The 12,201-nt window shown below is 59.1% G+C and carries 15 protein-coding genes; 5 read left to right on the top strand and 10 right to left on the bottom strand.

Annotated elements, in window-relative coordinates:
* Positions 1–245: 245 nt before the first annotated feature.
* Together DSL70_RS05860 and DSL70_RS05855 are read left to right on the top strand one after the other, a co-directional pair.
* Positions 246–527 carry an HdeA/HdeB family chaperone gene (locus tag DSL70_RS05860; RefSeq protein ID WP_162916391.1) on the top strand — a complete coding sequence of 94 codons (282 nt, stop codon included), beginning with the start codon at positions 246–248 and terminating at the stop codon, positions 525–527.
* Between the two features lie 94 nt (positions 528–621).
* A complete protein-coding gene (locus tag DSL70_RS05855) occupies positions 622–990 on the top strand; it encodes a DUF805 domain-containing protein (protein WP_119306962.1) in 369 nt (122 codons plus the stop codon).
* A 347-nt stretch (positions 991–1,337) separates the two neighbouring features.
* On the opposite strand, the gene DSL70_RS22930 is transcribed toward DSL70_RS05855, so the two are convergent.
* Positions 1,338–1,544 (bottom strand): DUF7973 family transport facilitator, encoded by a 207-nt coding sequence (locus tag DSL70_RS22930; protein WP_483458438.1) that lies wholly within the window; start codon positions 1,542–1,544, stop codon positions 1,338–1,340.
* 348 nt (positions 1,545–1,892) lie between these two features.
* Positions 1,893–2,540, bottom strand: coding sequence for a TetR/AcrR family transcriptional regulator (locus DSL70_RS05845; RefSeq protein ID WP_162916390.1), 648 nt, complete (start codon positions 2,538–2,540; stop codon positions 1,893–1,895).
* Between the two features lie 175 nt (positions 2,541–2,715).
* Here DSL70_RS05845 and DSL70_RS05840 point away from each other — a divergent pair, with 175 nt between their 5' ends.
* Positions 2,716–3,636, top strand: a complete 921-nt coding sequence (locus DSL70_RS05840; protein WP_119306959.1) for an NmrA family NAD(P)-binding protein — start codon at positions 2,716–2,718, stop codon at positions 3,634–3,636.
* A 151-nt stretch (positions 3,637–3,787) separates the two neighbouring features.
* On the opposite strand, the gene DSL70_RS05835 is transcribed toward DSL70_RS05840, so the two are convergent.
* A complete protein-coding gene (locus tag DSL70_RS05835; protein ID WP_205563196.1) occupies positions 3,788–4,390 on the bottom strand; it encodes a helix-turn-helix transcriptional regulator in 603 nt (200 codons plus the stop codon).
* A 154-nt stretch (positions 4,391–4,544) separates the two neighbouring features.
* On the opposite strand from DSL70_RS05835, the gene DSL70_RS05830 reads away from it, so the two are divergent.
* Together DSL70_RS05830 and DSL70_RS05820 are read left to right on the top strand one after the other, a co-directional pair.
* Positions 4,545–5,147 (top strand): superoxide dismutase, encoded by a 603-nt coding sequence (locus tag DSL70_RS05830; RefSeq protein ID WP_119306958.1) that lies wholly within the window; start codon positions 4,545–4,547, stop codon positions 5,145–5,147.
* A gap of 211 nt (positions 5,148–5,358) precedes the next feature.
* The gene (locus DSL70_RS05820; protein WP_119306956.1) at positions 5,359–5,907 is read left to right on the top strand and encodes a flavin reductase family protein; all 549 of its coding nucleotides are present in this window, start codon (positions 5,359–5,361) and stop codon (positions 5,905–5,907) included.
* 16 nt (positions 5,908–5,923) lie between these two features.
* On the opposite strand, the gene DSL70_RS05815 is transcribed toward DSL70_RS05820, so the two are convergent.
* From DSL70_RS05815 to DSL70_RS05785, 7 genes are read right to left on the bottom strand one after another with little or no spacing between them, the layout of a single operon-like run.
* Positions 5,924–6,271, bottom strand: a complete 348-nt coding sequence (locus DSL70_RS05815) for a cupin domain-containing protein (protein WP_119306955.1) — start codon at positions 6,269–6,271, stop codon at positions 5,924–5,926.
* Positions 6,264–6,944 carry a cysteine hydrolase family protein gene (locus tag DSL70_RS05810; RefSeq protein WP_119307294.1) on the bottom strand — a complete coding sequence of 227 codons (681 nt, stop codon included), beginning with the start codon at positions 6,942–6,944 and terminating at the stop codon, positions 6,264–6,266. The genes DSL70_RS05815 and DSL70_RS05810 overlap by 8 nt, the downstream gene beginning before the upstream one ends.
* Positions 6,945–6,946: 2 nt before the next feature.
* Positions 6,947–8,455 carry an ABC transporter ATP-binding protein gene (locus DSL70_RS05805; protein ID WP_119306954.1) on the bottom strand — a complete coding sequence of 503 codons (1,509 nt, stop codon included), beginning with the start codon at positions 8,453–8,455 and terminating at the stop codon, positions 6,947–6,949.
* On the bottom strand, positions 8,452–9,132 hold the full coding sequence (gene biuH, locus DSL70_RS05800; RefSeq protein ID WP_119306953.1) for a biuret amidohydrolase: 681 nt from the start codon (positions 9,130–9,132) through the stop codon (positions 8,452–8,454). The genes DSL70_RS05805 and biuH overlap by 4 nt, the downstream gene beginning before the upstream one ends.
* Before the next feature lie 2 nt (positions 9,133–9,134).
* Positions 9,135–10,145 (bottom strand): formamidase, encoded by a 1,011-nt coding sequence (locus tag DSL70_RS05795; RefSeq protein WP_119306952.1) that lies wholly within the window; start codon positions 10,143–10,145, stop codon positions 9,135–9,137.
* Between the two features lie 11 nt (positions 10,146–10,156).
* Complete coding sequence (locus tag DSL70_RS05790) at positions 10,157–11,086, bottom strand: ABC transporter permease (RefSeq protein WP_119306951.1); 930 nt, start codon at positions 11,084–11,086, stop codon at positions 10,157–10,159.
* A complete protein-coding gene (locus DSL70_RS05785; RefSeq protein WP_119306950.1) occupies positions 11,083–12,201 on the bottom strand; it encodes an ABC transporter permease in 1,119 nt (372 codons plus the stop codon). The genes DSL70_RS05790 and DSL70_RS05785 overlap by 4 nt, the downstream gene beginning before the upstream one ends.

The following is a 12,201-nucleotide window of genomic DNA, read 5'->3' as shown; positions in this document are numbered from 1 at the left end:
GCCGAGCCATTCATAGGACACAATCTGGCGGACAACAAGAAGTCGCCTGTAAATAGTTCATATATTTTATCATCTTGTCCGCCAATTCCCGGACAGACAAAGCCGTGTCTGTTGTCCTAGCGTCGTGCGCGACGAGTCGATGGCATTGCCGCCATCGAGAAGGCGCTGGCTTGGGGCGGTCTGATGGAAGGTTTCTAACGCTCTCGCCAGTGCTGTCGAAATTGGAGAAGGAATTGGAGAAGAACATGAAGACCATTATGATCACGGCGGCCGCGCTGGCGTGTCTCGTGACCCTGCCGACCATTGCATCTGCCGGGCAAAATGTGGACATGACCGAACTTACCTGCAAGGAGTTCATGGCCGACCCCGACGGCATCATGCCGACTATTTTCTGGATCGACGGCTATCTGAGCAACGCCACCGGCAATACCGTCATCGATCCGGACCAGATGGTCAAGAACGTCCAGGACGTGGTCGAGGCATGCAAAGATAATCCCGACCAGAAGATTTTCGATCTCTTCAACTGAACCGAGCCTGAAAAGCGAGACGGGTGCCGCCTCCCTTGGCCCGAAAGGACGGGATGTGGCTACTCGCCCGCTTTCCGCGCAAGAGGGTATAAAGATGAATTTCTTGGAAGCGATAAGCACTTGCTTAAAGAAGTACACCACGTTCGAGGGGCGAGCTGGACGTCCGGAATTTTGGTATTGGACGCTCTTTTCCTGGTTGTTATCGGTAATCGGATCGACCATCGATGCGGCAATAATGAATGATGCTGGCGTTGCGGTTGTCTCGAACGTTGTCATTCTTGCAATCGCACTCCCTTCGCTAGCGGTTAGCATTCGCCGTCTGCATGATGTTGGCAGATCTGGCTGGTGGTTTCTGCTCGCGTTTACTGGAATAGGTATATTTGTGCTGCTCTACTGGTATATCCGGCCCGGAAATCAACAAAGTGAGTTTTCTGAGCAAACCGCTCAGCAGTCAATGCCATGATGTACTAGCGTCATATTTTGATAGAGGAGTCACTTCAGGCTCTACGCAAAATTGGCGATAGCCGGCTGATGTTTGATCTTGAAGGGCTGTCGCCTTGAATTTGCCTAAGGCAATTGGGGGATTCGCTCCAGCGCGACGGACTTTTCCTTGGGCTCAAAGATTTCCCAAAGCCTGTTGTCGTTCGGGCCAAGGCAATAGGCGATTCCCCAATGAGCCATCCCATCGCTTGCAGAGGGTCTTTTCTCTGCAAGCGATGGGATGGCTTCTTGATCGCCGCGTTTGCAAATAGGCGTGAAGATTGAGATCTTCCCGCCTTCTGTTATCCGTTTTGCTTGGTTGATACGCACTCAAACCGGCAGAGGAATCAGAGCCCAAAATCCTAGTGCCGTGAGACCGTTCGGGAAGAAGGTCAAGATGGCAATTGCGGTTGCCGGCGGGTCAATGTGGGTGTCGCCGTGAACGTGGAACAGATGTGCACAGAGTTCCCCAACGAATGCGCAGATGACACCGACGATCGAGCCCCAAAGGATGCTGCCGGATGCGGCTCCTGCGATTGCAGAGGGAAGGGCGATGTGGGCCGGGAAAACCGCAATGGCAGGGCTCTCCCTAAGCTCAAAGGAGCCAGGGGAGCTCTGTTCCGGGCAGAAAAATCAGGACAGCAAGGATGCAGACAGACAGCGCAGACAGGATCAAGTAGCCCGTCGCGATCGACGTTGCTTGCATTATGGGGCCTGGCAGCGCGTGTTGAAGCCCTGTTGGAGAGCTACAGCGAAGAGGAATTCCAGTTGGTTCTGCAATTCCTGACGAGCCTGTCCGATGAATTGGGAATTGCAGTGATTGAGTTTCGAAACTCAGTAAAAAGAGATTAAATTCACTGCCCAAATGAATATTCCTGCTGCGGTTTACAGGGGAGGGCTCACCTCGTCCTGCTCGGTGCCCATGACAGGGGCAAGCCACGGAGGATACATCGCCTCTATGGTGGACAGGAGCCTGTCTTCATCCCGGGGAGACGGTAGCCCCAGCCATGCCTCGATGGCTCCTGCTGCTCCATGCCCGAGAAAGGCGGCCATCAGTGGCACCAACTGATCATCAGCCACCGGCATAGACACAAAACCTTCCCCCAGAATGGTGAGCATGGACTGCTCGATATGCTCGGCCAGAACCACACGAAGGGCAAATGTGGAAGAGGAGCAGCTCGGTCCTGCATAAATTGCCTCATGTCGCACGACATGGCGAATGATTTCCCGCAAGGTGCTGCGGGTCAGATAGCGAAGCAACTGGCCATCACGGCGCAGTTGTTCCATCCCGGTCCGGCGCATATGGTCAAGATCTTGGGAAAGCACCCGTGTCAGCAACTCAACCGGCGACTGGGCGTGATCATAGAAAGTGCTGCGATTGACCCCCGCCCGCCGCGCAAGCTCAGCAACGGAGACACCTGCGATGTCGCTTTCAGCAGCGAGTGTCAGGACTGCTTCAGCCAGACGGGCGCGGGTGCGCTCGATGCGGATATCGTGAGGCGGTTCTTCTTCACTGTTATAAGTTCTGGACAATCGGACCTCAAAAATTGGTTGCAAACCGAAACCTGTCGATTATTTTTATCCAACACGTGTCGGTTTTCTTCTATCACTCTTTTCCCACGAGGAAAACCGACAAGTCAAGACCGGGGCCAGATCTGTCTATGGAAACCGGGTTTGATCAATACCGGGGCAGGTACGAGGGTTTGGAATGACTGACAAAAAGAAGATTGTTGTTTTGGCTGGCGCTACTGGTGCGCTTGGTTCGGATATTGCACAGGCTCTTCTCGAAAAGCCAAACGTTCAACTGCGACTGTTGGTGCGCCCGGAAAGCGTGGGCAAGCTTGCGACGCTGAAGCAGAGGGGGGCAGAGATTGTCGAGTTCGACCTTCAGCAGGAGGGCAATGACCAACAACTGGTTGACGGGTTGAATGGCGCTTTCTCGCTTATTTCCGCACTGAACGGTGGTAAGGAGATTATCGTCGATACCCAGGCCAAAATGCTCAACGCCGCCCGCGCGGCCCATGTTCGGCGCTTCATCCCATCCGATTTCTCCTACAATATTTTCGGGCTCGACGAGGGTGACAACCCCAATAGCGATGACCGCCGCGCGTTTGCGAAGGTTGCCGACGCCGGGCGTGGTGATGTCGAGGTCGTCCATATTCTCAATGGTGCCTTTCTCGACAAACGGATCGTCTTCGGTTTCCTTGGCGCCTTCGATCTTCAACAGCATGAGGCTCTGCTGTGGGGAGACGGCGACGCCGTGACGGATGTCACGACCTACCGTGATACAGGCCGTTACGCCGCCGAAGTTGCCGTTGATGACGCACAAGTGCCAGCTGTGTTTGAAGTCGCTGGTGAAGTCCTGACTTTCAACCAGCTGGTCAAGGCCTATGAAGAAGCCTCCGGCAAGTCGCTGACGATCGTGAACAAAGGAAGCTATGCCGATCTTGACCGCGAGATCGAAGCGCGCTTGAAGGCGGAGCCTGGCAACTTCTACGCCTGGCTGCCATTGATGTATTATCGTGGCTCGTTCGGCGGCAAGGGCAAGCTCCATGCAATCGCCAATGATCGCTACCCGTCAGTCAAGCCGGAAACCGTGCAGGACTATGTCCGACGGGAGAAACTGTAACCATATAAGGCGGTTGCAGGCATGTAATGCGGAGAGAAACTCGTCTATGAGAGTGGGGAGGTGTGGTCGACCGGCCACGTCTCCTCTAATTGCGTCGCGCCTGTTCTTGACGGAAGCTGCTACGGCCTGACTGTAGTCGCCAAAGGCTCCCTCAGGCCTTCTGTTCACGAATCCGATAGGCGCATCGGCGGGCATCGCTGAGGATGTGCTCGATGCGTTCGATCTCCACACCCGGACCGAGCAAGGCGTTGAAAGTCTCGATCTCGGAGCGGCAAAACCCCTGACACAGCCGGGCTGCGGCACAGATCGGGCAGTGGTTCTCAAACAGGATCAGACTGCCGTCGGCCTCTTCCTCCATCGCGGACATGTATCCCTCGGCGCTGCGCAATTGAGCCAGCCGCTCGACACGTTCGGCCAAGGAGGCGCACTGCTGCAGCTCGCCCCGATAGCGCTCCTGTGTGCGGGCTCCGCGCAGGGAGATGATCTTGTCCAACGCCTCCGGCCCGATGGTCTTCTGGATTGAATCCAGCAGGTCAACGGCAAGGTCCGAATGGGCATCGGGGAAGCGGTCATGGCCCTTTTGCGTCAGCGACCAGTAGACCGCCGGGCGTCCGCGGCCTTCTGCCCGCCGCTCTTCACTCACCAGCCCCTCTTCGGTCAATCGGGTCAGATGCTGGCGCGCGCCTTCGGCGGTGGTTTTCAGCCGTTCTCCCATCTGGGCGGACGTCATGGCACCGTTCATTTTCAGGGTCATCAAGATGCGATCTGTCGCTTTAGCCGCAGAAATTTTTCTTTTTTCCAAGTTTTCTCTTGACATATTAGCCCAATTGTTTTTCAAAGTAGTTACTTGTTTTAATAACAGATTGAACCCGGAAACGCAAGTTCGGGCTAATCAAAGGAGAAAACCAATGGCATTTGAACTTCCCGCTCTTCCTTATTCCCATTCCGCACTCGCAGCCGCTGGCATGAGCCAGGAGACCCTCGAACTGCACCATGACAAGCATCATCAGGCTTATGTCTCGGCCCTCAACGGTTTCGTTGAAGCCAATGCCGACCTGCAGGGCAAGTCTCTGGAAGACATCATCGCCCTGACCTATGGCAACGACGCCCGCGCCGGTATCTTCAACCAAGCAGGTCAGCACTGGAACCACATTCATTTCTGGAACGCCCTGTCCCCGAACGGCGGCGGCATCCCGGGCAAACTGGAAGCCAAGCTGATCGAGGCTTTTGGCTCCGTTGACCAGTTCAAGGCCGACTTCAAGACCGCAGCAACCACGCAGTTCGGCTCCGGCTGGGCATGGCTGATCCAGAAGGCCGACGGCACGCTCGCCGTTACCAAGACGCCGAACGGTGTCAACCCGCTGGCCACCGGCGAAGGCAAGGCCCTGCTGAGCCTCGACGTTTGGGAACACAGCTACTATGTCGACTTCCGCAACCGTCGCCCGGACTATGTCACCAACTTCCTCGACAAGCTCGCCAACTACGAATTTGCCGAAGCAAACCTTGGCTAAGGGAATGACACATCCCGCTCACGTCCCACTCGAGGGGGCGTGAGGGCTCTGGGAGACGTATCTGACCTGCTTCTCCCGATCATGACAGACCACGCCAGCCTTCAGGCGGCGTGGTCTTTCCTTCCTGCTCAAAGCCTGACGCTTCCCCAACTCCAGATTCCCAACCCCAGTTTCCCGACTCCGGGCAATCAAGACAGGGTGCAGACACCTCATGACGTTTCAATCTCGCCAGACAGCCTCGTTCCCTGAGCAACATCCGGTTGCAGAACGCCCGGACGGTATCGCCAGCACCGAGTTTCGCGGCGCCATGGCGGCGCTTGCGGCTTCAGTCTGTGTCGTCACTGCGGGCAAGGGCAAGGCACGACAGGGGCGCACGGTAACGGCAGCCTTTTCCCTGTCGATCGATCCGCCGACCATCCTCGTCTCCATCGACGCCCACGCCTCGCTTGCCGCACTCATGCATGAAGAGCAGGAATTCTCGTTTGCGCAGCTGTCAGAAAAGCAGCAAGGCATTGCCGATGCCTTTGCCGGCAAGGTCGTGCCCGAAAAGCGCTTTGATGAAGGCAACTGGTCGCAATGGCCCAGCGGCACGCCTTGCCTGTTTGACGCCGTCACCACCTTCGACTGTGAAGTCACAGCAGAAATCGACCTCTCGGGCCACCGGCTGTTCGCCGGACGCATCCGCAGCATGATCCTAGATAACAGCCTGCCACCCCTCATATGGCACCAGCGCCGCTATACGTCCGTCTTGCCGGGGTGAGAGGCGTGCCGGGTGGCTATGCGTCGCCGAGGATTTCCACCGGTTCGGCCCACTGGATGAGAACCACGCATCCGTCTTCAGACCAGACGTCATGCGCCGTCCCTTCCGAGTTGCAAATGACCGAGCCCACCTCATAGCAGCCGTTTTCATCGCTTTGCGATCCCTCGACCACAATGATTGTCTCCAATCCCCTGTGCCGGTGGCGAGGGACGCGGGCACCCGCTTCGTAGCGCAGGAAAGCCCAGACAGGGCCGCTGTCCTGCCGCCACAGGTAATGGACCTCAACGCCATCGCGGAAAGGTTCAAACGGCAACTCGTTCCAGCCGCCTAGCAGGAGGCTGTCGAAGGCACGCTGTTCAGGCATGGATGGCCTCCAGAATGGTGTCGGTTTCACAGGCCCAGCCGACGATACCGCCTTGGGCAACGATCATCTCGATGGCCGCATCCTTGAAATGCTGGAAATAGCTCTCCGTGGCATCGGTCGCCAATAGGCAGTCATAGCCGCGGTCGTTGGCCTCGCGCATGGTGGTCTGCACGCACACTTCGGTGGTGACACCGGCAAACACCAGTTGTCTGAGACCTAGCTGTTGCAGAAGCGGGCCAAAGTCGGTGTGGTAGAAGGCACCCTTGCCGGGCTTGTCGATCACCGCTTCTCCGGCGATGGGCAGAAGGGCGGGCACGATTTCGGTTCCCGGCTCGCCTGCCACCAGCAGGCGGCCCATCGGGCCTTCCTCGCCGATGCGCAAGGACGGATTGCCCCGGTCGCGCTTGGCGGGCGGCAGGTCTGACAGGTCCGGCCTGTGGCATTCGCGCGTGTGGATCACCGGAAGGCCTGCTGCGCGAAAACCCTCGATCAGGCGGGAAACGGTCGGAACGATGGCTCTGAGGCGCGAGACATCGTTGCCAAGCGAGGCACCAAAGCCGCCATCTTCGAGAAAGTCGCGCTGCATGTCGATGACCACAAGGCCGATGCTGTCCCTCGAGAAGGGGAAGGCGAAGGGGCGGGCGTCGATTTCTTTGTTGGATGTGCTGTTCATGATCATGCGTGCCCTGCCATGAAGTGTCCGAGCGCCTTGGGGTCGGCGTCGGCCACGGGGGTTTCAAAGGCGATCCGGCCTTCACTGATCACCGCAACACGATCGGAGAGTTCCAGAATCTCGTCAAGATCCTCGCTGATCAGCAGCACGGCGGCACCCTTGTTGCGGGCCTCCATGATGCGATCGCGGATGGTGCGAGCGGCGGAGAAGTCGAGCCCGAAGCACGGGTTGGAGACAATCAGCAAGGTGACATCGCCGCTCAATTCGCGGGCGAGGGCTGCGCGTTGCACGTTGCCGCCGGAAAGATCCCGGATCGGGGCGCGGGGGCCTTGCGTCCGGATGTCGAAATCATCAATGAGCGCGTTGGCGCGCTGCATGATGCCCTTGCGATCGAGAAACAGGCGGCCATCCTCGTCAAAGCTTCTGAGCGCCAGATTGTCGGCAACGCTCATGTGCGGGGCCGAGGCGTTGAGCAGGGGCTCTTCGGGCAGATAGCGGACCTTGTGCTGGCGCGCTTCGCTGCGGGTGGCGTGATAGGCCGTGCCTTCGACGCGGATGGAGCCCGAAAGAAGGCTGCGCTGGCCGGTCAGCATTTCCATCAGCTCGACCTGACCGTTGCCGGAAATGCCAGCCAGCCCGACAATCTCGCCGGAACGGACGTCAAGGGCATCAATGGAAATTTCCTTGGTGCCGCTACGATCAACCGCCTTGGCGTGATCGAGGGAAAGGACGGTCCGGCCAGTGTCTCCGGACCGGGCGAGCGGTGTTGCCATTTCGGCCTGGCCCATCATCATCGCCGCCATGTCGTCGTTGGAAAGATCGGCGACGCGACCGGTTCCAACACGCTTGCCACGCCTCAGGACGGTTACGCTGTCGGCAAACGCGCGCACCTCGCGGAACTTGTGAGTGATCATCAGAACCGTCAGATCCCCGGCCTTGGTCATCTTGTGGACATGGCCGAGCACCTCATCGGCTTCCGATGGCGTCAACACCGAGGTCGGCTCGTCAAGAATGAGAAAATGGTTGCCCAGATAGAGCTGCTTGAGGATCTCCAGCTTCTGTTTTTCGCCAGCTGCCAGGCTGTGCACCGGCCGGTTGAGCGGCACTGAGAAGGGCATTGAAGCCATGAAGGTCTCAAGCCGCCGCCTCTCTTTGCGCCAGTCGATCACCGCAGGCGTGTCCGCCCGGGCAATGACCAGATTTTCCGCCGCCGTCAGCGAGGGAACCAGAGTGAAATGCTGATAGACCATGCCAAGGCCGAGGTCATAGGCGTCCTTGGGGTCGTCGATCTCCACTTCCTTGTCATTGACCGTCATCTGCCCGTCGGTTGCCTTGTAGAAGCCCATCATGCATTTGACGAGCGTCGACTTGCCTGCACCATTTTCGCCGAGGAGGGCATGAAACGAGCCAGCCTCGACCTTGATGCTGACGGCATCAAGCGCAGTGAACGCGCCAAAACGCATGGTCATGTCGATGGTTTCGACCGAGGGAGCCTTGCGACGATCACTCATTCGGGCAACCCCGCAATGAGGGAGGCGCTGTCGGAAATGGCGCCGAACACGCCACCCTGCATCTTGACCATGCTGATGGCGGCATCGTGGTTGCCCTTGTCGGTCGCGCCGCAGCAGTCTTCCAGCAGCACGCATTCAAAGCCGCGATCGTTGGCCTCTCGCATGGTGGTATGCACACAGACATCCGTGGTGATACCGGTAAGAATAATGTTCTCGATGCCCCTGAGGCGCAGAATGAGTTCGAGGTCTGTCGCACAGAAGCTGCCCTTGCCGGGCTTGTCGATGATGACTTCGCCGGGCAGGGGGGCGAGCTCGTCGATGATCTCCCAGCCCGGTTCGCCGCGCACAAGGATCTTGCCGCAAGGGCCCGGATCGCCGATGCCCGCGCCAATCTGCTGCGAGCGCCAGCGCTTGTTGGCGGGCAGATCGGAAAGGTCGGGGCGATGGCCCTCGCGGGTGTGCAGGATGGTGTAGCCCTTGGCGCGCATGGCCGCGAGCACCGCCTTGATCGGCTCAATGGGCGCGCGGGTCAGCGACAGGTCATAGCCCATCTTGTCGACATAGCCACCCTTGCCGCAGAAGTCGGTCTGCATGTCGATGACGATGAGCGCGGTATTGTCTGGCCGTAGATCGCCGTTATAGGGCCACGCATAGGGAGAAGAAGCGATGGTTGCCATGATTATTGATCCTTCTCTTTTTCGCCATAGAGGCGGGTGGGTACGGGGAAGCCGCAGCTGGTGCCGTCGGTGACCTTGATGTCGTCTTCCCATGGCAGGCGGTATTTGCCAGCGGCCAGATCGGTCATGTAGGTGTAGGGGCAATCCTGCGCGCCACCCTTGACCGCGACATAGCCGCGATGGCCGAACTGGTAGATGTTGTTTTCAACGCCCCAGCCCGTGCGGGCTTCGCGGACCAGATCCGGGCGCACCTCGGCGGTGATGATCTCGTCCACGCGGCCTGTGGTGCCGTGGGAAATGATCGTGCCGTCGAAATTGCAGATCATGCCTTCGCCCATGGAATCGAAGGTGCCGTCAGAGCCACACATGCAGACGCTGGCCGTGACCATCAGATTGCAGAAGGCATTCGACTGGTTGGTGAAGCGCCAGCTTTCGCGCAGGGGCGCGGTGTAGCCCGCAGTGCGGATCATGATCTCTGCACCCTTGTAGGCGCATTCGCGGGCCATCTCGGGGAACATGCCATCGTGGCAGATGATGAGGCCGATCTTCGAACCTTTGGGACCATCACAGACCGGGATGCCGCCATCGCCGGGCTCCCATGGTTCCACCGGCACCCAGGGATGCATCTTGCGGTAATAGAGCTTCAGTTCGCCCTTGTCGTCAAAGATGATGCCGGTGTTGTAGGGCATGCCGCCGGGGTTGAGTTCCATGATCGAGAAACAGCCCCAGATGGCATTGTCGATGCAGGCCTGCCGCATGGCGGCCACTTCCGGGCCGTCCATCGTGCACATGATCTCCGGGTTGATATCCATGGAGAGGCCATGCAGCGCGTATTCCGGGAAGACCACCAGATCCATGCCCGCCTGATTGCGTCGTGCCTTGCCGACCAGCTCGACCACGCGAGCCGTCTGGGCCGTCAGATCGGCCTTGGTCTTGACGACGGGGAGCTGCAACTGGACAAGGCCGATGCCCACTCCCTTTTCTGAGACGTTCAAACCACTCAATCCACTCATGTTCGGCTCCGTTATTTCGTGATGCTCATTTCGCCCGGGGCACCTGTCATGGCGCGCTCGGTCGAGGAGGTCGCGACGAGAATGCCAAGGGTCAGGACGTAAGGGGCGGCGTAGAAAAGATAATAGCCTTGGGTGATGCCGACGGACTGGAGCGCCGGGCCTATGGCACCCGCTCCGCCAAACAGCAAGGCGGCCCAGAAGCAGTTGATCGGGTTCCAGCGGGCAAAGATCACCAGCGCCACGGCCATCAGGCCCTGACCGGAAGCGATGCCCTCGCTCCAGCTGCCCGGATAGTAGAGCGACAGATAGGAGCCGCCGACACCGGCAAAGGCTCCGCCAACTGCGGTTGCCAGAACGCGCACCCGGGTGGGACGAATGCCGAGGGTGCGTGCGGCATCCGTGCTGTCACCAACCACACGCACGGTGAGGCCGATACGGGTATTGCGGAACATCCAGGCCATGAGGAAGGCCAGCACTGCCCCGGCAATGAACAGGACATTGACCTGCAACGCGGCCTGTACCTGCGGAATGTCCGACCACCAGCCGAAGGAAATGGACGGCAGACGCGGTGCCGTCGGCTGGATGTATGGTTTGCCGAAATAAAAGGCGAGGCCCAGCCCGACGATCATCATGGAAATGCCAACGGCAATGTCGTTGACATGGCGAAAGCTGCAGAGCCAACCATGAATGAGGCCGAAGACCAGCCCCGCCAACGCCGCCGAGGCGACACCGATGAACGGGGAACCCGAATGATAGGACATGGCGTAGCCGGTCATCGCGCCGATGACCAGCGTGCCTTCGAGCCCCAAGTTGATGCGTCCGGAGCGCTCGGTGAGGCATTCACCGAGCGAGACGAACAGAAAGGGCGTGGAAACGCGGATGGCACCGCCAAGGATGGCAAGGGGAACACCCCACATACCCAATGCTGAAGCATCTGTCATTTGGACCTCCCGGCAAACAGGATCTTGCGGATGAGACTGTCCGAGCGGCCATAAAGGGTTTCGCTCAGCAAGACGAGAATGAAGATGCAGCCCTCGAACACGAGGATCGTGGCGTCTGGCAGGTCCATGCGGCGCTGGACAAGGCCGCTCGAGGCTTCAAACCCGCCAAGCAGCAGGGCGACGGGGATGATGGCTAGCGGATTGTGCCGCGCCAGAAAGGCCACCAGAATGCCCGTGTTGCCGACACCGGAAATCAGCGAGTCGTTGGCATTGCCATAAATGGCCGATACTTCGAAGAAACCGCCAAGACCGGCAAGTCCCCCGGCAAGACCGGTGAAGCCGATGACCAGACGGGAAACTGGCAAACCCTGAATCTGCGCCGCTCGGATATTGTCACCGGTCACCCGGGCGGCAAAGCCGATGGTGGTGCGCTCAAGCAGGAAGTAGCAGGCGATGCAGATGACGATCCCCACCGGCACACCCCAATGGGTACTCAGAAACGGCAGATCGGTCACGCGCAAGGCGTCGGGAATCGGCATGGTGGCCGGTTTGTTGAGGCTGGCCGGGTCGCGAAAGACACTCTCGACCAGCTGGTTGAAGATGGCCGTCGCGATATAGGCCATCAGAAGCGAGGAAATGGTCTCGTTGACGCCGCGCTTGACGCGCAGCGCACCGACAGTGCCGATCCAGACGCCGCCAACCACGAAGGCGGCGACGACCATGGCGGCAAAGCCGAAGAATGCGGGAATTGAGCCGCAGCTGGCACCAACAACGGCAGCAGCCAGACCACCCAGAATGATCGCACCTTCTCCGCCGATCACCATCAGCCCCAGCCGAGCCGGAATGGCAACACACAGGGCGGCCATCAGCAGCGGGCTGACATGGGACAGGGTGTTCTTCCAGGAAAAGGCCGAGCTGAAGGCCGCACGCCAGACCAGGGCGAAGAACTCCTGCGGCGATTTTCCCTGTGTCATCAGGAAGAGGGAGAAAAGGGCAGCCCCTGCGATCAAGGCAAAGACGGGGATGGCAAGGGCTTCAATCCTTGCAATGACCCAGCTTGGGAGGGCAGGGGGGCGGCCAGAGGCCGCCGCTTCATTTTGGGAAATGTTGGTCAT

Origin of the sequence: Cohaesibacter haloalkalitolerans (assembly GCF_003574655.1) — a bacterium.
GTDB lineage: Bacteria > Pseudomonadota > Alphaproteobacteria > Rhizobiales > Cohaesibacteraceae > Cohaesibacter > Cohaesibacter haloalkalitolerans.
This window is presented reverse-complemented; position numbering and strand designations above follow the sequence as displayed.